The 23,749-nt window shown below is 46.6% G+C and carries 23 protein-coding genes and 2 pseudogenes; 23 read left to right on the top strand and 2 right to left on the bottom strand.

Annotation, left to right across the window (positions count from 1 at the left end; all coding sequences use genetic code 11):
- Window positions 1–134 precede the first annotated feature (134 nt).
- Together udp and ACY2VW_RS00010 are read left to right on the top strand one after the other, a co-directional pair.
- Complete coding sequence (gene udp / locus ACY2VW_RS00005; protein WP_461876557.1) at window positions 135–911, top strand: uridine phosphorylase; 777 nt, start codon at window positions 135–137, stop codon at window positions 909–911.
- A 41-nt stretch (window positions 912–952) separates the two neighbouring features.
- The gene (locus ACY2VW_RS00010) at window positions 953–1,384 is read left to right on the top strand and encodes a cytidine deaminase (RefSeq protein ID WP_461873361.1); all 432 of its coding nucleotides are present in this window, start codon (window positions 953–955) and stop codon (window positions 1,382–1,384) included.
- A gap of 86 nt (window positions 1,385–1,470) precedes the next feature.
- Here the strand turns inward: ACY2VW_RS00010 and ACY2VW_RS00015 are convergent, their stop codons facing one another.
- Window positions 1,471–2,931 carry a DUF1846 domain-containing protein gene (locus tag ACY2VW_RS00015; RefSeq protein ID WP_461876558.1) on the bottom strand — a complete coding sequence of 487 codons (1,461 nt, stop codon included), beginning with the start codon at window positions 2,929–2,931 and terminating at the stop codon, window positions 1,471–1,473.
- A 578-nt stretch (window positions 2,932–3,509) separates the two neighbouring features.
- On the opposite strand from ACY2VW_RS00015, the gene ACY2VW_RS00020 reads away from it, so the two are divergent.
- The 5 genes and pseudogenes from ACY2VW_RS00020 (at window position 3,510) to ACY2VW_RS00040 (ending at window position 6,682) form a co-directional block, all read left to right on the top strand.
- Window positions 3,510–4,121, top strand: a complete 612-nt coding sequence (locus ACY2VW_RS00020) for a DedA family protein (protein WP_461876559.1) — start codon at window positions 3,510–3,512, stop codon at window positions 4,119–4,121.
- A gap of 319 nt (window positions 4,122–4,440) precedes the next feature.
- Complete coding sequence (locus tag ACY2VW_RS00025; RefSeq protein WP_461876560.1) at window positions 4,441–4,860, top strand: hypothetical protein; 420 nt, start codon at window positions 4,441–4,443, stop codon at window positions 4,858–4,860.
- 206 nt (window positions 4,861–5,066) lie between these two features.
- Complete coding sequence (gene tsaA / locus ACY2VW_RS00030; RefSeq protein ID WP_461876561.1) at window positions 5,067–5,762, top strand: tRNA (N6-threonylcarbamoyladenosine(37)-N6)-methyltransferase TrmO; 696 nt, start codon at window positions 5,067–5,069, stop codon at window positions 5,760–5,762.
- 90 nt (window positions 5,763–5,852) lie between these two features.
- Window positions 5,853–6,002, top strand: a pseudogene (locus tag ACY2VW_RS00035) (glycoside hydrolase family 2 TIM barrel-domain containing protein); the annotation flags it as partial.
- Between the two features lie 20 nt (window positions 6,003–6,022).
- Window positions 6,023–6,682: a YkgJ family cysteine cluster protein gene (locus tag ACY2VW_RS00040; protein WP_461876562.1), complete on the top strand. Its 660-nt coding sequence runs from the start codon at window positions 6,023–6,025 to the stop codon at window positions 6,680–6,682.
- Between the two features lie 110 nt (window positions 6,683–6,792).
- Here the strand turns inward: ACY2VW_RS00040 and ACY2VW_RS00045 are convergent, their stop codons facing one another.
- On the bottom strand, window positions 6,793–7,191 hold the full coding sequence (locus ACY2VW_RS00045) for a LytTR family DNA-binding domain-containing protein (RefSeq protein WP_461876563.1): 399 nt from the start codon (window positions 7,189–7,191) through the stop codon (window positions 6,793–6,795).
- A gap of 411 nt (window positions 7,192–7,602) precedes the next feature.
- Here ACY2VW_RS00045 and ACY2VW_RS00050 point away from each other — a divergent pair, with 411 nt between their 5' ends.
- From ACY2VW_RS00050 to ACY2VW_RS00125, 16 genes and pseudogenes are all read left to right on the top strand, one after another.
- Window positions 7,603–8,064 (top strand): hypothetical protein, encoded by a 462-nt coding sequence (locus ACY2VW_RS00050; protein ID WP_461876564.1) that lies wholly within the window; start codon window positions 7,603–7,605, stop codon window positions 8,062–8,064.
- A 62-nt stretch (window positions 8,065–8,126) separates the two neighbouring features.
- Window positions 8,127–9,239 (top strand): annotated as a pseudogene (locus ACY2VW_RS00055) (UDP-N-acetylglucosamine 4,6-dehydratase family protein); the annotation flags it as partial.
- Window positions 9,202–9,990 (top strand): tyrosine-protein phosphatase, encoded by a 789-nt coding sequence (locus tag ACY2VW_RS00060; protein ID WP_461876565.1) that lies wholly within the window; start codon window positions 9,202–9,204, stop codon window positions 9,988–9,990. The pseudogene ACY2VW_RS00055 and the gene ACY2VW_RS00060, both read left to right, overlap by 38 nt.
- 26 nt (window positions 9,991–10,016) lie before the next feature.
- Entirely contained in the window at window positions 10,017–10,892 is an 876-nt protein-coding gene (locus tag ACY2VW_RS00065; RefSeq protein WP_461876566.1) for a hypothetical protein, read from the top strand.
- An 11-nt stretch (window positions 10,893–10,903) separates the two neighbouring features.
- The gene (locus tag ACY2VW_RS00070) at window positions 10,904–12,307 is read left to right on the top strand and encodes a polysaccharide biosynthesis tyrosine autokinase (protein ID WP_461876567.1); all 1,404 of its coding nucleotides are present in this window, start codon (window positions 10,904–10,906) and stop codon (window positions 12,305–12,307) included.
- Entirely contained in the window at window positions 12,210–13,826 is a 1,617-nt protein-coding gene (locus ACY2VW_RS00075) for a polysaccharide biosynthesis tyrosine autokinase (protein ID WP_461876568.1), read from the top strand. Before ACY2VW_RS00070 ends, ACY2VW_RS00075 begins: the two co-directional genes overlap by 98 nt.
- Window positions 13,823–14,464 (top strand): sugar transferase, encoded by a 642-nt coding sequence (locus ACY2VW_RS00080; RefSeq protein WP_461876569.1) that lies wholly within the window; start codon window positions 13,823–13,825, stop codon window positions 14,462–14,464. Before ACY2VW_RS00075 ends, ACY2VW_RS00080 begins: the two co-directional genes overlap by 4 nt.
- 320 nt (window positions 14,465–14,784) lie before the next feature.
- Entirely contained in the window at window positions 14,785–15,888 is a 1,104-nt protein-coding gene (locus tag ACY2VW_RS00085; RefSeq protein ID WP_461876570.1) for a glycosyltransferase family 4 protein, read from the top strand.
- 115 nt (window positions 15,889–16,003) lie between these two features.
- Window positions 16,004–17,020 carry an EpsG family protein gene (locus tag ACY2VW_RS00090; RefSeq protein ID WP_461876571.1) on the top strand — a complete coding sequence of 339 codons (1,017 nt, stop codon included), beginning with the start codon at window positions 16,004–16,006 and terminating at the stop codon, window positions 17,018–17,020.
- Complete coding sequence (locus tag ACY2VW_RS00095) at window positions 17,017–17,847, top strand: glycosyltransferase (protein ID WP_461876572.1); 831 nt, start codon at window positions 17,017–17,019, stop codon at window positions 17,845–17,847. The genes ACY2VW_RS00090 and ACY2VW_RS00095 overlap by 4 nt, the downstream gene beginning before the upstream one ends.
- Before the next feature lie 26 nt (window positions 17,848–17,873).
- Complete coding sequence (locus ACY2VW_RS00100; RefSeq protein ID WP_461876573.1) at window positions 17,874–18,572, top strand: glycosyltransferase family 32 protein; 699 nt, start codon at window positions 17,874–17,876, stop codon at window positions 18,570–18,572.
- Window positions 18,569–19,768 carry a glycosyltransferase gene (locus ACY2VW_RS00105; protein WP_461876574.1) on the top strand — a complete coding sequence of 400 codons (1,200 nt, stop codon included), beginning with the start codon at window positions 18,569–18,571 and terminating at the stop codon, window positions 19,766–19,768. The genes ACY2VW_RS00100 and ACY2VW_RS00105 overlap by 4 nt, the downstream gene beginning before the upstream one ends.
- Window positions 19,769–19,770: 2 nt before the next feature.
- Window positions 19,771–20,877 carry a polysaccharide pyruvyl transferase family protein gene (locus ACY2VW_RS00110; protein WP_461876575.1) on the top strand — a complete coding sequence of 369 codons (1,107 nt, stop codon included), beginning with the start codon at window positions 19,771–19,773 and terminating at the stop codon, window positions 20,875–20,877.
- Window positions 20,870–21,886, top strand: a complete 1,017-nt coding sequence (locus tag ACY2VW_RS00115; RefSeq protein ID WP_461876576.1) for a glycosyltransferase family 2 protein — start codon at window positions 20,870–20,872, stop codon at window positions 21,884–21,886. Before ACY2VW_RS00110 ends, ACY2VW_RS00115 begins: the two co-directional genes overlap by 8 nt.
- 13 nt (window positions 21,887–21,899) lie before the next feature.
- Window positions 21,900–22,970, top strand: coding sequence for a glycosyltransferase family 2 protein (locus ACY2VW_RS00120; protein WP_055227928.1), 1,071 nt, complete (start codon window positions 21,900–21,902; stop codon window positions 22,968–22,970).
- Window positions 22,967–23,746 carry a glycosyltransferase family 32 protein gene (locus tag ACY2VW_RS00125; RefSeq protein WP_461876577.1) on the top strand — a complete coding sequence of 260 codons (780 nt, stop codon included), beginning with the start codon at window positions 22,967–22,969 and terminating at the stop codon, window positions 23,744–23,746. The genes ACY2VW_RS00120 and ACY2VW_RS00125 overlap by 4 nt, the downstream gene beginning before the upstream one ends.
- Window positions 23,747–23,749: the final 3 nt, after the last annotated feature.

Below are 23,749 nucleotides of genomic sequence, written 5' to 3' on the forward strand. Positions count from 1 at the left end.
ACCATTCAACCGCTATTTCAGTACCTGATACATCGAAATGCTCATAGCTGTGGCTTATTCACTGAGATATGAAAGGTTGAAAAACCTTGAATTTTCAATAAAAAACACTTGATTATATGAGGAGGTTTTTGCATATGCAGAATTATTCAGGAGAAGAAGGGCTGCAGTACCATCTGCAGATCCGAAAAGGCGATGTGGGACGGTACGTGATTCTGCCGGGAGATCCCAAACGGTGTAAAAAAATTGCAGCTTACTTTGAGAACCCGGTGCTCGTCGCAGACAGCCGGGAATTTGTGACTTATACGGGTACTTTGGACGGTGTAAAGGTTTCCGTTACATCTACCGGCATCGGCGGTCCGTCGGCTTCCATCGCGATGGAAGAGCTGATCCAGTGCGGCGCCGATACATTTATCCGTGTCGGAACATGCGGCGGTATGGCACTCGATGTAGAGGGCGGCGATATCGTGGTGGCAACGGGAGCGATCCGTGCGGAGGGAACGTCAAAGGAATACGCACCGATCGAGTTCCCGGCGGTAGCAGACCTTACCGTGACGAATGCGCTGGTGCAGGCGGCAAAGAATCTTGGGAAAAAATGGCATGCGGGCGTGGTACAGTGCAAAGATTCCTTCTACGGCCAGCACGACCCGGAGCAGATGCCGGTCGGTGATGAGCTGCTGAAAAAATGGGATGCATGGATGAAGCTTGGATGCAAAGCGTCAGAGATGGAATCGGCGGCGCTCTTTATCGTGGCAAGTGCCCGCGGCGTCCGTGCCGGATCGGATTTTCTTGTGATGGGAAATCAGGAGAGAGTGAAACGCGGCATGGAGAACCACATTACGCACGATACGGAAGGTGCGATCCAGGTAGCCATCGAGGCGCTGCGGATTCTGATCCTGGAAGATCAGAAATAAGAAAGAAAAAATAAGGGGATACTGGAAAGGGGATGCTGGATATGAAACAGGAAATCAGCACAGAAATAAAACAGGAGCTGGTAAAACAGGCTCTGGCGGCGCGGAAATTTGCGTATGTGCCGTATTCGAAATTCCGCGTAGGTGCGGCGGTTCTGGCAAAGAATGGAACGATTTATACCGGATGCAACATTGAAAATGCGGCGTATACACCGACAAACTGCGCGGAGCGCACCGCGGTCTTCAAAGCCGTATCCGAGGGCATAACGGAATTTGACGCGATCGCCGTCTGCGGCGGCCCGGGAGAGGCAGAGCCGGAGGATTTCTGCACACCGTGCGGTGTCTGCCGTCAGGTTCTGCGGGAATTCGTTGATCCGAACGAATTTCTCGTCCTTCTCTGCAAGGGCGACGGTTCCTGGAAAGAAATGACACTCGAGGAGCTGCTGCCGATGGGATTCGGAAAAGAAAATTTATAAACAGAAGCCGGACAGAAAAAAATCCAGGGCAGGTACGGAAAGTACCGTATGCCCTGGATTTTTTATGTCCAAGATATAAAAATAATTTACTGAAATTTCGGCTCACAGGTCAGATCGCATCCCAGACGCTGGAACATTTTGCGGTCCACATCGGAGAGCATAACGCTGGAGTGCACCTGGCAGCCCTTTAACTGCGGCAGGCAGGAGAGTGCTTTCTGTGCATCCTCGCTCTGTGCAGCAGTAGCAGACAGCGCAATCAGAACCTCGTCGGTATGAAGACGCGGGTTCTTGCTTCCGAGGTACTTGGTTTTCAGGGTCTGGATCGGAGCGATGGATTCCGGTGAGAGAACATGTACGTCATGGTCGATGCCGGAGAGCTCTTTTAACACATTCAGCAGAAGCGCTGCACTCGATCCAAGCAGATCGCCGGTCTTTCCGGTGATGACGCGTCCGTCCGGAAGCTCCATGGCAGCAGCCGGTGCGCTGGTTGCCTCGGCACGGACGAGAGCCGGGGAAACGGTGGTGCGGTCTGCGGCAACGATGTTTTCCTGTTTCATCAGCAGCTCAATCTTGTAAGCCTCGGTCTCGGAACGGGAACCGTCTGCGATGCCGTCGACAGCGGTGTAGTAGCGGCGGATGATCTCCTGACGGGAAGCCTCGCGGCATGCCTCATCATCAATGATACAGTTTCCGGCCATATTGACACCCATGTCGGTCGGGGATTTGTACGGGCTCTCGCCGAAGATCTGCTGGAAGATCGCACGCAGAACCGGGAAAATCTCGACATCACGGTTGTAGTTGACGGTTGTCATGCCGTATGCCTCGAGGTGGAACGGGTCGATCATGTTGACATCGTTCAGATCGGCGGTAGCAGCCTCGTAAGCCAGGTTGACCGGGTGCTTCAGCGGCAGATTCCAGATCGGGAAGGTCTCATATTTTGCATAGCCGGCGTTTACACCGCGTTTGTGCTCATGGTAAAGCTGGGAAAGGCAGGTTGCCATCTTTCCGCTTCCCGGTCCCGGTGCGGTAACGACAACGAGCGGGCGGGTTGTCTCGATATACTCGTTCTTTCCGTATCCCTCATCGCTCACGATCAGCGGCACATTGTGCGGATAGCCCGGAATCGTGTAGTGAATGTAAACCGGGATGCCGAGCTTCTGCAGTCTCTTCTTGAACGCGTCTGCACTGTGCTGTCCGGAATACTGCGTGATGACAACACTGCCGACATAGAGGCCGCGTCCGCGGAACTCGTCGATCAGACGGAGCACGTCGCTGTCATAGGTGATGCCGAGGTCGCCGCGGATTTTGTTTTTCTCAATATCGGCTGCGGAAATTGCCATTACAATCTCTGCCTGGTCGGAGAGCTGCATCAGCATGCGCAGTTTGGCGTCCGGTGCAAAGCCCGGAAGAACGCGGGATGCGTGGAAATCGTCGAACAGCTTTCCGCCGAATTCCAGATACAGCTTGTTGTCAAACTGGTTGATGCGGTCGCGGATATGCTCAGACTGCATTTTCAGGTACTTCTCATTGTCAAATCCAATCTTCATGGTATTTTTCTCCCTTTTTTATCCATGGTGTCTGTTAAAAAACAACTATTTTTATTTTACTATACGGAAAAGTCACGTGCAAGAAAAAATTATCGTGGGAACTTTAGAAAATTAAGGAAAAAAAGAGCTGAAAATAAAAAAATCTCCTAAAAAGGAGAGAGGCCGGGACTTGTCAGGGTCCCGGCGGTATGAAAAAGAAATCTATCTATTAGAAAGGTTGGCATGGGAGACATGCTTCCAAGGGTGCTTTGCTGTCTCCTGGTTAAAATTTATAGAAAAACGATGGAGGTTTGTGTTTGTTTCCTTCGTTGTTGATGAGATTAGTATACGGAAAAATTGTGACCAGAATGTGTACATGAGATAAAGCTTTTCTGAAGAGAAGATGAAAACAAAACAAAGAAAATCTGACGGAATCGTAAACAGAGGAAAGTTTTGGCGGAAAAAAGGGTCATGCAGAGGGGCGGCGGTGCATAGAATGCAGGGGAAGAAGGAAAAAGCAGCGATTCCGTGACGCAGAGCAGAGACGGGAAAACGCCGCAGGTCTCAAAACGGTGCGGAGCTGCTGGAACGGAGAAAGCTTGCAGAACGTAATCCTGGATATGGTCAACCGCTTTGGATATGTCGGCGTCCTGATTCTGATTGCAGTGGAAAATGTCTTTCCGCCGATCCCCTCTGAGGTGATTCTGACGTTCGGCGGTTTTCTGACGACATGCACCCGTCTGCATCCGGCGGGCGTTGTGCTGTCATCCACGGCAGGATCGCTTCTCGGGGCGCTGGTTCTCTATGGAGCGGGAACGCTTGTCAGCCCGGAGAGCCTTAGTGAACTGCTCGACAGCCGCCCGATGAAGCTTCTCGGATTTCACGCGGAGGATGCCTGGAAAACGATTACATGGTTTCAGAAGAAAGGCCAGCGGGCCGTTCTGTTCGGCCGGTGCATTCCCATCATCCGAAGCCTCATTTCCGTCCCCGCCGGGATGGCACGGATGGAGATGCCGAAATTTCTGCTGTTTACAATCATCGGAAGCACGGTGTGGAACATTCTTCTCGTCGGAATCGGTGCTGCGGTCGGTGCGGCGTGGGAGCAGGCGGCTGGATATGTGAAGATGTATGCAGATATCGTTTTTCTTGTGCTGGCAGTCGGAGCGGTATGCTTTCCGGCGGTGCATTTATATAGGAAGAAACACAAATGAAAAAACGTAAGTTGCATGAAATGAGGGACAAAATGCAAAAAATATACTTGCAATTCGACAGGAAGTGTGCTAATATACACATCAACAAGTAAAAGGGAGTAGCGAAACGCCGCGGGAAACAAAAACGCATCCCGGGTGGGTTTGAAATCGTCAGCCGATGTCGAGAGACGTCCGTATCAAATGAGAACGCAAGACTTTTATTGTGGCAGTCGTCATGATAGGAGTCTTTTTTTATACTCCTGAATACCAAAGACAACATGAACTGCCGGAGCAATCCAAACCGTTGCCAGCGGAACAAAAGTGGCGGAAAGAGGAATGTATGAGCAGCGAGAGAGTGAAAAAAGAATTATATGAAACAGCAATGACCGGAGAAAAGGCGCTGACCAGTCTGATGTATGTACAGATGACATTGTATGCAGCCAAAAGCCAGAGAACGTACGCAAAGGTACGCGGCGAGGGCAGAGCGATGATGCGCCACACAGGGATCCACATGAATCAGTATCTGAGGGCTGCAGGGAATGACCTGGAAAGCTTTCGGAACCGCTTAAAGGAAACGCATCTGCCGGAGGAGCTTCAGCCGAAGGCCGGAGCGTTTCTGGTCCAGACGGTACATGTACTGGATACGGAAAAGAAAAATCAGATGTACCGCCAGGAACTGCTGGGAATGGAAGCGAAAGTAAAAGAAATAGCAGAACAGATCGAAGGCCTGCTGAAAGGCATGCGGGAACTTGGAGCATAAAGAGGAGAGAACAGGAATCGGAACAGCAAAACGGTTCCTGTTCTTTTTTTCGGTCATAGGATAGAAAAACGGATTTGCAAATTATGAGAAATCCGTTCTTTTCTGACACTTTTCCGCCAACTGCCGGCTGGCAGGTGGACTTTTTTCCGGCAAAATGTTAGAATAAACCTATTCAGAGTCTGGTAAGGATAAAGGAGAAAACCGTTTTGGCAGAAGAAATTGCAGTGAAAGTGATTGCCCGGATCCACACGGATTTCCCGGAAAAGTTCGGGATTCCGCGGCAGAGCGGGCTGATTGAAGAATTAAAGAGTACGATCGTCTTTGAACCGGAGTTCCGCGATGCGAATGCGCTGCGCGGCATCGAGGAATATTCCCATCTCTGGCTGATCTGGGAGTTTTCCGAGGCTGTGCGCGACACCTGGTCGCCGATGGTGCGGCCGCCGCGGCTTGGCGGAAATAAGCGGGTCGGTGTATTTGCAACGCGCTCCCCGTTCCGGCCCAATCCGATCGGGCTTTCTTCGGTAAAGCTGGAGGGCGTGGAGCAGCATCCGACACTCGGTCCGGTGCTTCATCTGTCGGGCGCAGATCTGATGGACGGTACGCCGATTCTGGACATCAAACCGTATCTGCCGCATGTGGACAGCCATGCGGAGGCACTTGGCAGCTTTACGGAAAAAACGAAGGAATACTTCATTTCCGTTGAAATTCCGGACGAGCTGCTGGAAAAAATTCCGGCGGACCGCCGGGAGGCACTGAAAAAAGTGCTGGAGCAGGATCCGCGCCCGTCGTATCAGAACAGTGAAGAGCGCGTTTACGGGCTTTCCTTTGCGGGAATGGAAATCAAATTCCAGGTAAAGGACCAGGTGCTGCATGTCGTGGGGGCAGAGCGCGCCGGAACGTAAACCGGCAGGAAAAACAGGGGGACATACAAGAAAAATGGTATGAAAAGCCGCTGGCAGCGGAGCTGACCAAAAAACTGCAGCCGGGGGAAAAACTTCGCAGACTTTGCGACGAGCCAGAGCCTCCTGCGTGTACAGGGCAACAAGAAGGGAATCTTCACCCGCGACCGCAAGCCGAAACTGGCGGCACATTATTTCCGGGAGAGATGGCATCAGATTCCGGATTTTGAGTATAAAAAATAAAGAACAGACAGGAAGAAAGTATGGAACGTAACGTAGATATAGACAAGATTTCAGACGGAAAACGATATGGAGCGAATGATATGGTAAAAGTGGGCTGCGACGACTGCCGCGGATGCTCCGCCTGCTGCCATGGGATGGGCGACTCGATTGTGCTCGATCCGATGGACCTGTACCGGCTGGAGAGGAAGCTCGGCAAAACGATGGAGGAGATTCTGACGGCGGGATACATTTCGCTCCGCGTAGTGGACGGCGTGATTCTGCCGCATCTGAAGATGACGGAGCAGTCAGACCAGTGCAGTTTCTTAAATGATGAGGGCCGGTGCAGCATTCACGATGCGCGGCCGGGCTTCTGCAGGATGTTTCCGCTGGGACGGCTGTATGAGAACGGAACGTTTTCCTATTTTCTTCAGGTCAGCGAATGTCCGAAGGAGAATAAGACAAAAGTCAAAGTCCGCCGCTGGCTCGACACGCCGGAGCTCGGAAAGTATGAAGCGTTTACGAACGAATGGCATTACTATTTGAGAGAAAAACAGAACGAGGCGCGCCGGACTGAGGATGACGCACTGCGGCAACAGATCAGCATGGGGATTCTGAAGCTGTTTTATCTGCTTCCGTATGACACAGAGACCGATTTCTATGTGCAGTTTGCAGCGCGGATGGAAGCGGCAGGGAAAAACTGAAAAATAAACAGAAACAGGACAGCAGCCGTTGGTTTGAAAACAGAACCAGCGGCTGCTGTCCTTTGCATCGGTGGATCAAAGGCTGCAGGACATAGAAAATTAAAATCATATTATAAGCGGCGGGACAGTGTTCTGGCATAAGCGAGGAAGGCTTCGCGGGTTTCACGCTTCCGTCTGCGGCTGCAGAAGACGGTCTGTCCGTTTTTCAGCAGAACCTCGCCGGTTGCCTGCACGAGTGCAACGTGGGAGAAATTGATCAGCAGACCCTTTCCGTTGCGGAAAAAACGGCCGGTTGGGGCAAGACATACCGTCAGGCCGGTAAATGTGCACCGGGTTGAAAAGTCACCCTGAACGGTATGCAGAATCAGCCGGTGCTGACAGGCCTCCACATAGATGAGATCATCCAGCGGAAACCGGATTCGTTCCGAGGCGCCCTGTGTGATGATGACCGGAATTTCGAGAAGAACCGGATTGTTGGAATTCAATGGAAAAATCAACTCTGAGTACAAAATTACCACCTCCTGAATTACTTACCGTTTGCGTCGATGTGCAGCCGTTCACGTCGAAGCGGTTGTCTGGTGCAGGAAAACATGATACTGTAACTATGAAATCATTACAGGAACGATCATACAATTACAAACTGTAGTTTAGCACATCCACAGGATTTCATTCAAGCCGAAAGGCCTCACTTCTGATAAAATCGTTCGACGAACAGTGACGCACCGCGACACCAGAACTCGAAAAAGATCAAAAAAGCAAACTCCATGTAGAAAAAACACAGAAAAGAAAGTGAAAATCGAAAGAAAAGGAGGCATAAGCAGATTGACGATGCGAGATAGATTTGGTATAATATTCCAAAAATAAATATTACATATAACATTACTATAAAAACAAGAAGAAAGAGCGGGGTGGAGAAGGTTATGAGAAGAGAAATGGAAGAAATCAGAGAAAAGGTACATACAACAGCAGATGTAGCATTATTCTTATGTTTTCAGGAGCTGGACGGAAGCCATTCCAAAGGCGTGATCCGCCTGCCGCTTCTGCATTACGATGTTCCGTTTGATGGATACGGGGAAATGCTGCTTCGGATGAACCGGATTTATGATTTGCTCGGTATGCCGGAGGCGGGAAGCCGTATGAGAAGCCTGCGGGAAGAAGAAAAAGACGAATGGGAATTTACGGAGGGAATGATAAACCGGCAGGATACCACACTTCCAGCCGGAACGGAGCGGATGGTCAGCATTCAGATTCAGTTCCGTCAGCATTGCAGTCTGCAGGGATTTCTGATCTGCGGAAAACAGAAAGCAGGTTTCCGTTCGGCGCTGGAACTGTTGTATCTGCTCGAAGACTGTCTGCAGGAGCAGGAAAAACAGGATGACTGAGAACGGGGAAGACGTCGAATAGAATGAGAGTGGGAGCTATGAAGGAAGAAAAAAAGATCAGAAAAAAAATTAAAATTGAGGATCTGCTGCCGAGAGATCCCGTCCGGGTCGATCTCGATGCGATTCTCGATTATGTCAAAGGGAAAACCGTTCTTGTGACGGGAGGGGGAGGCTCGATCGGCAGCGAGATCTGCCGCCAGCTGGCAGGCCACGGTGTCGGTCATCTGATCATTTTTGATATTTATGAAAACAATGCATACCAGATCCAGAAAGCGCTGGAATGGGAGTTCCCGGATCTCAACATGACGGTACGGATCGGTTCCGTGCGCGATGAACGGCGGCTGCAGTCAATGTTTTCCAGGTACCGGCCGGATATCGTCTTTCATGCGGCGGCGCACAAGCACGTCCCCCTGATGGAGGACAGTCCGAACGAGGCGATCAAAAATAACGTGATCGGAACCTTGAAGACGGCGCGCACGGCAAGCCGGTATCACGTAAAAAAATTTATTCTGATTTCGACGGACAAGGCAGTCAATCCGACAAACATTATGGGAGCGAGCAAGCGGCTCTGCGAGATGGTGATCCAGATGATTGGAAAACACAGCACCACGGAGTTTGCGGCGGTGCGGTTTGGCAATGTGCTCGGCAGCAACGGCAGCGTCATTCCGCTGTTCCGTCGTCAGATTGAGCACGGCGGGCCGGTGACGGTCACGCATCCGGACATCATCCGTTATTTTATGACGATTCCGGAGGCGGTCAGTCTGGTGCTCGAGGCGGGCGCGTATGCGAAAAATGGCCAGATTTTTGTCCTGAACATGGGAGATCCTGTCCGGATTGCGGACCTTGCGAAAAACATGATCCGCCTTTCCGGGTATGAGCCGGGAGTGGAAATCGAGATCAAGTACATTGGCCTGCGGCCGGGCGAAAAGCTGTATGAGGAGCTGCTGATGAATGAGGAGGGGATGCAGACGACAGAAAACAGCCGCATTTTTATCGGCCGGCAGATTGCATTTGATGAGACGGTATTCCGAAAACAGATGAAAGAACTCGAGCGGGCGGCGGAAAACGAATGTCCGGACATCTGCGAGAGGGTAAAGAGAATGGTGCCGGAATATCAGTACGAAGGAGAAAAGAAGCATGACGGACCTTCATATACATATTCTGCCGGGGGTTGACGACGGTTCCCCGAATCTGTCCACATCCCTTGAGATGGCGGAAATTGCGGCAAAGAGCGGAGTGCGTATCCTTGCTGTGACACCGCATGCAAACCAGACGGGAATCGAGGGCGTGGAGGATGGGTATGTCAATTACGATTCGGAGCAGCTTTTGGAGCTGTTTTACCGTCTGGAACAGGAAATCCGGAAGGAACACATCCCCATCAGCCTGGTGCGCGGCATGGAAATTATGAGCATCGGGCCGCTGAACGAAAAAATCAGAGAGAGAAAGCTGATACCGCTTCATGAAAGCCGCTATTATCTGATCGAGGTGCCGTTTGACATGGCACCGGACGGGATCAGAAGGCGGCTGATGGAATTTCCGGCCATGGGAAAGATCCCGGTGCTGGCACATCCGGAGCGGTATTTCTGCGTGCAGGATTCGCCGGAGCTTCTGTATGAGTTCCGGGAAATGGGTGCAGTTCTGCAGATGAACAAAGGAAGCGTATTTGGAAGATTTGGAAAAGAAGCAGAGCGGACAGCGCATTATCTGCTGGAAAACCGTCTGGCAGGCTGTGCGGCAAGCGATGCCCACCGCGCTGATTACCGGACGCCGGACATGAGACCGATCCGGGAATTTCTGTCGGAGTGGTACGGTGAATCGTATGCGGAGCTTCTGCTGAAGGTAAATCCGAGGAGAATTCTGGAGAACCGGCCGGTTCTGTATGAGCCGTCTCCGGAACGAAGGCGGAAAAGACGCTGGTTTGTCTGAAAAACGAAAGGAGACATCAAAAGGATATGCACAAAATGAGAGCGGCTGTTCTGATTTTATTTCTTGCCTCATCGCTCGCGTTTGGCGGGTGCCTGATGCGGCAGCGAACCGGAAAAGACGGGAAAGGGCCAGAGATTTCGATGGATAACAGTGAAATTTCGGTCAGTATCCACGCGGATGAGGCGGAGCTTCTGTCCGGCGTGACGGCGTACGATGCGAAGGACGGCGATGTGACGGATTCGCTTGCAGTAGAACATATTTCCAACTTTATCGAAAAAGGGCGGCGGAAAATCAGCATCGTTGCCTTTGATTCGGACAACAATGTCACCCACGCGGAACGGGAAATGGTCTATAACGACTATACATCGCCGGTCTTTTCCCTGGATGGGCCGCTCCGGTTCAGTGTGAATGCAGATGACCTGACGGAAGGACTTTCCGCAGAGGACTGTCTGGACGGAACGATTACGGACCGCATCCGGCTCTCGTATCAGGATGAGATCAGCAGCACGCCCGGGCTGTATCAGGTAACGTATTCTGCTGCCAACCGTGCCGGGGATGTGACGAGTCTTCCGGTGACGGTGGAACTCTACGATCCGGCCGAGGAGAGCGGAAAGCCGCAGATTACTTTAAGCGAATATCTGATCCATCTGGAACTGCAGCAGGCGTTTGATCCGAAGGATTATCTGGAACAGGTGAATGTGGATCTGATGACGTATGAAAAAGGAGAGGACGATGAACTTCACGCGGTTTCCGCGGAAGACGAGATCCTTGGGGAAGAAAAACTTTCCATAGAGAATCCGGTTGACACCGGAAAGGAAGGTGTCTATGAAGTAACGTATACCGTGACATCAGAGGAGGGAAAGACAGGCTCCATCCGCCTGATTGTCTGCGTCAATGAATGAGGAGGTTCCAGATGGGAGAATACGACAGAACAGGAAACGGACAGAACGGCGAAGCAGACTGGGATCTTCGGAGCATTCTGTGTGATATGGCAAAAAACTGGTGGATCATCCTTCTGATTGCCTGTTCGGCGGCGATGATAACCTACACGGTGCTGACGGCAGTCCATCGAGATCAGTACACGGTGAAAACCACGTTTGCCGTGATGGGGCGCGGTGAGAATGCAAATGCAGCATCGAGCCTTTCTGCGACGTATGAGATGACGCAGAAATTTCAGGCGATTCTGGAAAACAATATTTTAAAGAAAAAAGTGATGGAGGAGCTGGGATGCTCATCCTTTCCGGCGGGTATGAGCGCTTCAATTGTGCCGGAATCCAATTTAATGGAGCTTTCCGTGACAGCCGATTCGCCGGAAACAGCCTTTCGGGTACTGCGGTCGGTGCTGACGAACTACACAACCATTTCGGATTATATTATTCCCAATGTAGTATTGGAGACACTGCAGCAGCCGCAGGTTTCCGGCAATCCGTCGAACCGGATTCCGACGGAAAAGTACGCTGCAATGGCATTTCTGGCGGCCGCGCTTGGTACGGCGGCGCTGGTGGGCTTCTTTTCCTTTCTACGGGATACCGTCAAAAATGAAACGGAATTTGGCCGCAAGATTGATGCGGATCTGCTGGGAACCGTGTACCATGAAAAAAAGAGGAAAAACAGCTCCATGCTGATCACGAATCCGGCACGGAGCTTTCCCTATGTGGAATCCCTGAAGCGCATTACTTCCCGTGTGCGCGGAAGACTCGACCGGAGAGGGGGAAAAGTGCTGCTGGTGACCAGTGTGGCGGAAAATGAAGGAAAGTCGACGCTTGCCGCCAATCTGGCGCTTGCCCTTTCGGAGGAACAGAACCGTGTCCTTCTGCTGGACTGTGATTTTCGTCAGCCGGCGCTGTATAAGATTTTTGAACTTCCGCAAAAGGCCGGAAAAGATTTCGGACAGGCAGCAGTCGGAAAGGAGTCGGCATCCGGCGTTTTTGAAAAATACAAGGATACGAATGTTTACATGGGCATCTGCCGGGAACGGCTGGAGGAACCGTCGGAAGCAGTCGGCGGTGAAATTTTCCGGCGGATTCTGGATACGTGCCGGACAAACATGGATTATATTATTCTGGATACGCCGCCGATGGGCGCGGCCGCGGATGCGGAGGAGCTTGTGGAGCTGGCTGATGGTGCGGTTCTTGCCGTTCGGCAGGACGGCGTGCTGACACGGGACATTAACGATGCCATCGACGCGCTGAACCAGAAAGAAGAAAAGGTCATCGGCTGTGTGTTCGACAATGTTTATCCGGGATTCGGCGAGCGGATCGGAGGCAGCTATGGTTACGGTTACGGATACGGCGCCTACAGCAGGGCAGAACGATGAGAGGGAGCAAAAGAGCATGAACAGAGAAACGTATGAAACCTATTCCGCAGCGGAACCGGAGAAAATAGATCTGATCGCCTTTCTGGCGGAGTATTTCCAGGCGCTCCGGAAATTCTTCTTTGGTGTGCTGGCGCTTGTAATCCTTGCAGGAGGCGGCTCCTTTCTGACGGCAAAGCTGCGGTATCAGCCGGTCTATGAGGCATATACCTCGTTCGTGGTCGGATCGAACCGTGCGGTCGGTTATTCTTATTACGATAATGTAACGGCACAGCAGCTTGGAAAGACCTTTCCGTATCTTGTGACAAGCGGCGTACTGAAGGATGTTGTGGCGCGGGATCTTGGAATTGGGGCGGTGACATCGGAAATTCAGGCGGGCGTGATGGAAAATACCAATCTTTTTACTATCCGTGTGCGGGACGCGTCACCGGAGACGGCGTATCGGGTGATGAAATCCGTTATCACGAATTATCCGGAGGTGGCAGAGTATATCATCGGTGCGACGGCACTGACGGTGGTGGATGAAAGCGGTGTTCCGGCAGCGCCGGTTAACAGCCAGGATGCGGTGCGGGCCGGCACGTATGGTGCTGCAGCGGGTCTTGCAGCGGCCTTCCTGCTGTTGTTCCTCTACGTGAGAACAAGAAAGACAATTCGTCAGGCGGATGATATTAAAAAGCTGACGAATGCGGCATTCCTTGGAAATCTGCCGCAGGCGAAGATCAAAAAAAGAAGCAGCGTAAAGGAACAGACCATTACCATCTGCAATCCAAAAGTGCCGGATGCCTTCAAAGAGGCGGTGCAGCTGATCCGGACAAGGACGGAGGACAGAATAATTGGAAAAAGTGACTGTCCGGTTCTTCTTGTGACGAGTGCCGTGCCGGGGGAGGGAAAGACGACGGTTGCCGTGAACCTGGCGGAGGCGTTCGCAAAGAAGAAATACCGCGTAATACTGCTGGACGGAGATCTGCGGAATCCTTCGGTGATGAAGTGTATGGGACTGATCGGACGGAAAGAGCGTGGAATTGCTGCCGTGCTGAAGGGACAGATGGATTGGGAGGAGGCACTTACCGACTGCCGGGATCTGATGCTGAAAATCCTGCCGGGAGCGGGAAGTACGCAGAACCCTGCGAGGCTGCTGCGCTCGGTACGGATGAATACCATGATCGAAAGTCTGAAAGAAGAGGCCGATCTTCTGATCATCGACACGCCGCCGTGCGGAGTGCTTTCGGATGCGGCACTGTTCGGCGGAATTGCCGACGGAGCAGTTCTCGTGGTGCATCAGGGAACAACGAAGGACCGGGAAGTCCGGCGTGCCCTGGAATTTTTCGAGGATTCGCAGATTCCGGTCTGCGGCTATGTGCTGAACGGCGTGCAGGAGGGCACGACGGGCTACGGATACAGCAGCTATGGCAGCTACGGGTATGGAAAATATGGTTACGGCTACGGAAAGTACGGCTATGGGAAAGAGAAGGAACGTCGGAACAGTGACCGGACAGCAAGGGAGCAGGGAGGAAAAGCATGAGGGAGAAGAAAAAAGGAGTTTATCAAAAGTATCTGAAAAATCTGTTGGACCGTCTGCTGGCGCTTGTGGGAACGGCAGCATTATCGTGGCTGCTGCTGGGAGTCGGCATTGCAGTCCGCCTGGATTCTCCGGGACCGGTGCTGTTCCGGCAGAAGAGAGTGGGCCGGAACGGGCAGTATTTTTACATATACAAATTCCGCACGATGCGCATCGACACGCCGCATGATATGCCGACACATCTGCTGAACCATCCCGATCTCTTTATCACAAGAGTCGGACGCTTTCTAAGGAAAACATCCCTCGATGAGCTGCCGCAGCTCTTCAATATTTTAAAAGGCGACATGGCGCTCGTCGGTCCGCGTCCGGCGCTCTGGAATCAGGAGGATCTGATCTCTGAGCGGGAGCAGTACGGCGCAAACAGTGTCCGTCCGGGCCTCACCGGCTGGGCACAGATCCATGGGCGGGATGAACTTCCGATCCGGGAGAAAGCGGAACTGGACGGATATTATGTGCATCACATTGCATTAGGAATGGATCTCGAATGCCTCTGGAAGACAGCCGGCGCGGTACTGCGGCAGGATGGAATTCATGAGGGAATGATGGAAAAACAGATGCAGAAAGCGAAAGTAAATCATTAAAACCGGAAGGAAAAACAGGGCAGAACGTGTGGAAAAAACAAAACGTTCTGCCCTGTTTTTGCATAGAAAAGGATCTGACCTTGTTTACGAACTCTGAACCAAATGTGTGTTTCTCGTAGTTGGAAAACAGGCGGCGGTAAATGGGGAAAAGAGAAGAAAAAAGTAAAAGCAGAGTGGATACTGTCGAAAACGAAAGAAAATTACTGGAAAATAATGAGAAAAGTAATTGCATATTAATGGAAAGATGATATAATTTATAAAAGAAATAATGAAATAAGTAATCAAACAATGCAAGATATTACACGAAACGGGAAAGAACAATGAAAAAACGACTTCTGATTGTAACAAACCATTCGTATATGTTCTGGCAGTTTCGAAGAGAACTGGCAGAAGCATTGCAGAAAGAATATGAAGTGATTCTGGCGATGCCATTTGTCGGGCATGAAGAAGATTTCCAGAACATGGGAATCCGATGCATTCCAATATCCATGAACCGCCGTGGGGTGAATCCATTCACGGAAGCAAAGCTGCTATGGGATTATGATCGGCTGCTGAAAAAAGTGAAGCCAGATCTTGTACTCACCTATTCCATAAAACCGAATATCTACATAGGCCTGCTCAGCGGTCAAAAGCAAATTCCGTATTATGCCAATGTACAGGGGTTGGGAACGGCATTTCAAAAACCAGTCTTAGCCTGGATTGTTACAATTTTATATCAAAAAGCGTTCCAAAAAGTGAAATACGTCTTTTTCGAAAATAAAGAAAATGCCTGTGAATTTTGTAAAAGAAAAATCATATCCGCCGATCGCCAGATCGTCCTGCCCGGTGCGGGAATTAATTTAGAGAGATACAAAATGCAGCCTTATCCGAAGCACACACGAATCCATTTTCTGTATCTTGGACGAATCATGAAAGAAAAAGGAATCGACGAATTGTTTTATGCCGTCCGGCGTCTGAAAAAAGAAAACGAAAACTTTGTCCTTGACCTGGTTGGATTTTTTGAGGATGAATACAAAGAACAGGTAAAAGAACTGGAAAAATGCGACATCGCCCATTTCTACGGCTTTCAGCCGGATCCACGTCCGTTTTACATAGAAGCAGACTGCGTAGTGCTTCCCAGTTACCATGAGGGAATGAGTAATGTCCTTTTAGAAGCCGCCGCCACAGGCCGCCCGGTCATCACAAGCAATATTCCGGGGTGCAGGGAGAGCGTAGAAAATGGGAAAAGCGGTCTGCTGGTTGAGGCGAAAAATAAAGAAATGCTGTATCGGGCAATGAAAGAGATGCTGCATTGCAGCAGAGAAGAACGGGAGAGGATGGGACAGGCGGGGAGAGAGAAGATGGAGAGAGAGTTTCGGAAAGAAGTTGTGGTGGAGAAAACAGTGCAGAGTCTGCGGGAGGATGAAAAAAGAGAATTTCAGTAAAACAAAAGGAGAGATGTGAAAGATGTCCATAACGAACTATTGGTTTCAATTAATTTGGATTTTGACAGCAGGGATAATTCTGACAAGATTTCTGCCGAAAAAGCAGGAGATCGTTATGGGAAGGATCGAAGAAAGATGGCAGATGGCACCGGCGGTGCTGCTGGTGATTCCGTACATAATAGCAGCAGCATTACGATCTGATAATTTTGGAGACACCTATGCATACCGGAGAGTTTTCAGCGAAGCACCGAATAGGATAGCCGAGCTCCCATTCTATCTTCAGGGAATAAAAAAAGATAAAGGTTTTTCCGTTTTCATGGTGGTTTTAAAAAGCTTTATTGGAAATTCATCTGTTTGTTTTTTTCTGATCATAGCTGCAGTACAAATGTTATGCATGGCATTTATCTACCGGAAATATAGTGAAAACTATTGGATGAGTATATTTATTTTTGTTGCAGGAACGGATTACATGTCCTGGTGTCAGAATGGTATTCGCCAGTTTTTGGCGATTGCAATTATTATGGCGGGATTTCCATTGCTTCTGAAAAGAAAATATGTACCACTGACAGTAATTATCCTGTTAGGGGCAACGTTCCATGCGTCAGCGCTTCTTATGGTACCGATTATCTTTATTGTGCAGGGGAAAGCATGGAATAAAAAGAGTGTGCTGTGTATTTTAGGATGCATTTTAATACTGATATTTGTAAACAGGTTTACAGATGGGATGAACGATGCGCTGTCAAATACACAGTATTCTAATATGGTAACGGACTGGAAAGAGTGGGAGGATAATGGAACCAATCCAATCAGAGTATTTGTCTATTCTATTCCTATGATTTTTTCTGTGGTTGGACGCAGGCAGATCAAAGAAGCGGATAACCCGGTAATTAACATTATGACAAACTTCTCAATCCTGACAAGTGGAATTGCAGTTGTATCAATGAAAACTTCCGGTATATTCATAGGACGGCTGATTTCCTATGGATCTATGTATTCTGCGTCCATTTTACTTCCCTGGGAAATGGAAAATATTTTTACAGAGAATTCGGCGAAAATTATAAAAAGTGCTGCTGTTTTGGGATATATTGGATTCTTTTATTATCAGATGCATTTTATATGGGGGCTTATATGAAAAATCCAGAGATCAGTGTAATTATGGGAATGTATAACTGTGCGGATACGCTGTCAGAAGCAATTGAGTCGATTTTAAACCAGACAATGGAAGAATGGGAGTTGATTATGTGCGATGATGGATCATCCGATGCAACGTACGAAGTGGCAGAGCTTTATATGAAAAGATATCCGGAAAAAATGATCTTACTGAGAAACAGAGAAAACAGGGGACTTAATTATACCTTGAACCGATGTCTGAAAGCGGTCAAAGGAAAGTACGTTGCAAGAATGGATGGAGATGATATCTGTCTGCCGGAACGATTTGCGGCTGAATATGAAACATTGGAAACAGAGAAAACAATTTCGATCGTAAGCACAGATATGGGATATTTTGATCAAACAGGAATATGGGGAAAGATAAGTCATCCGGAATATCCAAAGAAAAAGGATTTTCTGTATGGATCTCCGTTTTGCCATGCACCATGTATGGTAAGAAAAGAAGCATACGATGCAGTGGCTGGATACACAGAGAAAAAAAGTATTTTACGGGTAGAAGATTATCATTTATGGATAAAAATGTATGAGGCGGGATACAGAGGTAAAAATATTCAAAAACAGCTTTATCTCATGCGGGATGACAGAGCAGCATATAAAAGAAGAAAGCTTCGATACAGAATAAATGAGGCCTACGTAAAAGGAATAGCGGTCCGAAAACTGGGGCTGCCGATAAGCGGATACCTATATGCGATGCGGCCAATTCTTGTGGGAATTTTGCCAGAGAAAGTCTATGACTATTTTCATAAAAGAAAATTAGAAAGCAATGCAAGAATGAGAACCAGTGAATAAAAGATGCGATAGAAAGGGATGGATACATGATACCGAAGAAAATACATTATTGTTGGTTTGGGAAAGGGAAGAAATCCCGATTAGCTTTAAAGTGCATAGAAAGCTGGCATCAGTATTGCCCGGACTATGAAATGATCGAATGGAATGAAGAAAATTTTGATATAGACATGAATGGATATACACGAATGTGCTATGCAGAAAAAAAGTATGCATATTTAAGCGATTATGTCAGACTTTGGGCGGTGGAAAAATATGGAGGCATCTATTTGGATACAGACGTGGAAGTGATTCGGCCACTGGAAAAGCTATTGCAGGAAGATGCATATTTCGGATTTGAAAATAAGCGGTATGTAAATACGGGACTGGGCTTTGGGTCCATTGCGCATGGAACAGTAATTCAGGCGATGCTGAAAGAATATGATGCACTGCTGGATGGAAAAAATGGAGTAAAAATGTGTCCGGAACTGAATACAAAAGCATTGACAGCATTAGGCTTAAAACAGAATGGGCAGAAACAAAAAATATGGGAAGCGGCAGTATATCCGGTGAATGTTTTGAATCCATATGACAGTGCAACGGGAAAGCTGGAAAAAACAGCAGATACGTTTTCTATTCACTGGTATGCGGCATCCTGGATGAACAGGACACAAAAATTGCGAGGGAAGATAACAAGACCGATTCATAGGATTTGGGGAGTAGATGTATTTAAGAGGTTTCGAATATGAAGAGAACAATGTTACTTGTATCACATGCGTTGGAATTGGGTGGTGCGGAAAGAAGTCTGATAGGATTTTTAGAAGCACTGGATGAAAGCAAATGGGAAATAGATCTTTTTTTGCTTCGTCAGGAAGGAGAATTAATGGATGCGATTCCGGATAAAGTCCATCTGCTTCCGCAAAAAGCTGCGTATACAGTTTTGGCGCACCCAATGAAGGCAACTTTAAAAGAGGGACATGTTTTATTAACAATGGCAAGGCTATATGGAAAAACAGCGGCAGCGATTTATGATCATAAGCATAATTACCGAGACAGTGATGTGAATTTAGAATATAGCCATAAATATACCAGTCCTTTTATGCCGCGAATACAACCCCAAAAGGAGTATGATCTGGCGGTAAGTTTTCTGACACCACATTATATTGTGACGAAGAAAGTAAATGCTAAGAAAAAGATCGCATGGATCCATACGGACTATTCCCAGGTGCAGATTGATATTTTATCCGAAACAAAAATGTGGAAGGCATATGATTATATCGCATCTATCTCAGAGGCAGTTACAAAAGAATTTTTGAAGAAATTTCCTACATTAAAAAATAGAATTATATTGATAAAAAATATTTTGCCGGAACAGCTCATCAAAAGACAGGCAGAAAGTTTTTCAGTGGAAAAAGAAATGAATGCATCGGGGATAAAAATATTGTCAATTGGCAGGTTCTGCTATGCTAAAAATTTTGATAATGTGCCGGATATCTGTCGGCAAATCAGGCAGAATGGATTGGAAGTAACCTGGTATTTAATTGGTTTTGGAAAAAATGAAAAGCAAATCCGTAAAAGAATATGTGAGATGGGAATGAAACAATATGTAAAAATTCTGGGGAAAAAAGAGAATCCATATCCATATATCAGGGCGTGTGATGTTTATGTGCAGCCATCAAGATATGAGGGGAATTGTGTAGCTGTAAGGGAAGCTCAAATGCTTGGAAAACCGGTGATTATTACGGGATATCCAACAGCAGAAAGTCAGCTGAGAAACGGAATAGATGGAATCATAGTGCCGCTGGAAAACAGAGCGTGTGGAGAAAAAATCAGTGAAATATTACGGGAACCGAAACGGCTTGAAAAGCTGGTGCAGGAGTGCAGGAAAAAGGATTATTCTAACAGGCAGGAAATCAACAAAATAGAGTGTATTTGCAGAGGATAGAAATGACAATACGAATTATCACTTGCCATGATGTATATAATGCAGGCGCAAGCTTACAGGCATATGCATTAATGCAATATTTGAAAGACTGCGGTCATGAGGTGAAAATTATTGACTATAAGCCGGACTACCTAAGCAGGCATTATAGTCTGAAAGCGGTAAATAATCCAGAATATGACAGGGCAGGAATTCGAGAGATTTATTTGCTGGTGAAGATGCCAGGAAGAATAAAAAAATTATTCAGTAAAAGAAAATATAGATTTGATGCTTTCCGGAAAAATGTGTTAGAACTGACAGATACAACATATAGAACGTGTGAAGAACTAAAAAATATAGAAGAAGCAGACCTGTATCTGGCAGGGAGCGATCAGATATGGAATCCAATCTTTCCAAATGGAAAAGATCCTGCATTCTTTCTGCAATTTACGGAAAAGGGAAGAAAGGCATCGTATGCGGCGAGTTTTGCAGTTGATGAGTTAAAAGAAAAAGACCGACAGCGTATGAAGGAATGGCTTAAATCCTTTGATGCTGTTTCGGTCAGAGAGCAGACAGGAGCTGCATTGGTGAAGCAAATGGGACTTCAGTCTCAAAGAAATTGTGATCCTGTTTTTTTGCTGAAACAGTGTCAGTGGAAAAAAATATTGCCGGAAACAGAGACGAATAAAAAGTATGTGCTGCTTTATGATTTTGATAAAAACTGCGTGGCTGAGGAAATTGCGGAAAAAATTTCTAAAAAAACAAAAACAGAGATCTGGTCGGTTTTTAAAACAGAAATCTGTGACAAAGTATATGCAGATATTGGGCCGTTGGAATTTGTAAATTTAATTTTAAATGCGGAAGCTGTAGTTTCTAATTCATTTCATGCAACAGCGTTTGCATTAATTTTCCATAAAGAATTTTTTGTGATCGAAAGAAAAGAACGTATCAATACGCGGATGAATGATTTATTGAAAGTATTTGGAGTGGAGGACAGGAAGATGGATCATGTGAAAAAACTGCAGACAGCAAAAAAGATAAACTGGCAAAGGATCGAGTCCATCCTGCAGAAAGAGAGGAAAGAAGCAGAAGAATATTTAGCGAAAATAACAGGAGAAAAGAAAAATGAATAGGCCGGTAATATCTGTTGTTATCCCCGTTTATAACGTCGAAGCCTACATAGAACGTTGTGTAAACAGCGTGCGGAATCAAACGGTAGAAAATATAGAAATCATATTGATTGATGATGGATCACCGGACCAGAGTCCGGTTTTATGCGATCAATATGCGGAAAAAGATAGAAGAGTGCGAGTGATTCATAAAAAAAATGGAGGACTTGCGTCTGCAAGAAACAGGGGAATAACAGTGGCAACTGGAAAATATATTTTCTTTTTGGACAGTGATGACTGGCTGGAAAAAGACGGACTGCAGCAGCTCTATGAGCTGGCGCAGAAATATCAGGTAGATTTCGTCAGATATAGAGCATTTCGGACAGAATGGCCAGGGATGGAAAGAAATGTTCCATGTCGAGTGGAAACAGTAAGAGAAATGCAGGGAGGAATTTATGATAGAAAGAGAATTTTACAAGAAATATATCCAAGACTGCTGGCTACGAGTCAATTAACTTTGGGACCTGTTGTTGGGGCATGGGGAGCATTGTATAGAACGGATTTTTTGAAGAAAAATCAGATATTTTTTTTCGAAGAGATTAAGTTTAGTGAAGACATCCTTTTCAGTGCAAAAGTGATTTTATGTACACAAAAATTTTACTATAAAGAAGAAGCCGGAATTTATCATTACTGGTATAATCCAGATTCTATTTCGAAATCATTTCGAGAGGGAAGATGGGAATCGTGTAAGAAAATAATAGAACATGCAGAGATAGAATTCAAAAATAGAAAAGAGTATTGTTTTGAGCAGCAATTGAACTGGCTGACATGGTTTGTTATATTAGTGGGACTGAAGGAAAGAGGTAAAATGACAGACAGGAGTGAGAGAAAAGTGTATTGTAGGAGACTACTGAATGATCCTGTAGTGAGAAAATGTCCATTAAAAATACAGGAACTTGATGTGCCCGAAAAACAAAAAATATTGTTGTATATGATAAAGAAAAACTGGTGGTGGATATTCAGCTTGATTTAAAGGGAGGTTGAAAATGCTTTTTAAAAGAATAGCGGCATGGATTGCTTATGAAATACGGGAAGAAAAGATTACACTTTCTTCACAGGATGCGAAGAGAATACTGATGGATGTTGCACCGCCCGTGTCGCCGGATGTATTTTCTGAAAACAGGAGCAGAGAGATTCGATATGATCTCACGATTATAGTGCCTGTATATAACTCGGAAAACTGGCTGAAGGAATGTATGGAGTCGATCGTCCTGCAAAAAACAAAATATTCCTTTCAGATAATTGCAATTGACGATGGATCGACGGATCGAAGCGGGCAAATTTTAAATCAATACATAAAAAATCCATGTGTAGAAGTTATTCGGCAGGAGAATAAAGGGTATTCGGGTGCAAGAAATGCAGGACTTGAAAGAGTAAAAAGCAAATACATTATGTTTGTTGATTCGGATGATGTTTTATTACCGAATGCAATAGAGTGTTTGCTGTCAAAAGCGTATCTGGAAGATGCGGATATTGTAGAGGGAAATGGCTATCGCTTTGATAAAAATGGTTTTCTTGGAATGATAAAAAAAGAACATTTGCCAAAAGAAAGAAATCAATATTGGGGAGGCCCCTGTTTAAAGGTGATGAAAGCAAAACTGTGGGAAGGATTGAAATTTCCGGAGGGCTATTGGTATGAGGATGCAATTATCGGAGCTGTGATTTTTCCAATGGCGAATAAAGTGGATTGTTTGTCTGATGTAGTGTATGCATATCGAATTCATGGAGAGAGTATTACACAGAAGCATGATGAAAATCCAAAAAGAGTAGATTCTTATTGGATTATGCTGTTAATGGCTGAGATTCAAAAGAAAATGGAGATTCCTTTTGACTACGAGAATTATCAAAGGGTAATGAGACAGATTGTATTTACCTGCCGGAGGATTGTTATGCTGCCGGAAAAAATAAAAAAGGCTGTATTTGCAGGGGAATGTGAATTTGTCTGTACCAACTTTAAAGAGTATCTGAAGAAAAAGGACAGATATTATTTTCTTGCAAAAGCAATTTTAAATAAAGATTATAAAAAATATTCTATTTATTGCCAGGAGTTTATATGATACCGAAAAAAATTCATTATTGTTGGTTTGGGGAAAACGAAAAACCATTGCTGGTGATCCAATGTATCAAGAGCTGGCAGAAATATTGTCCGGGTTATGAAATTATGGAATGGAACAGCAATAATTATGATGTTCATAAAAATAAATATATGGAGCAGGCGTATCAGGCAAAACGCTGGGGATTTGTATCCGATTATGCCAGACTGGATATTATTTATCAGTATGGAGGAATCTATCTGGATACGGATGTCGAACTAATTCGATCACTGGATGATTTGTTAGAGACAGATGGCTATATCGGATTTGAGAAGAAAGCGGACGAAGAAGGTGATGAAGTTTATGTGAATACGGGACAGGGGTTTGGTGCATCTGCTTTTCATCCGGTCGTGAAGGCAATGCTGGACATTTATAAAGAGATTGATTTTGTTGAGCAGGAAAAAGAAAATTTAAAAACGTGTCCTTATTATAACACAGCGGCACTGGTAAAACTGGGAATGAAGAAAGAAAATGTGGAACAGGAAATTTGTAAGTTTCATATTTATCCAGCAGAGTATTTCTGCCCGATCAATTGGAAAAGTCATAAGTGTGAATTGACAGATAATACATATTCGATTCATCATTTTGAAGCATCATGGCTTACAGAAAAAGAAAAGAAAAAAAGAAAATATCTAAGAAATATGGACTGTATGATTCATCTGCCGAACAGAATATGCAGAAGTATTTTAGGAAAAGAGAGGTATGAGAGCATAAAAGAAAAAATAAAAGGGAAAGGATAGCGT

This window comes from Fusicatenibacter sp. (assembly GCF_977045365.1).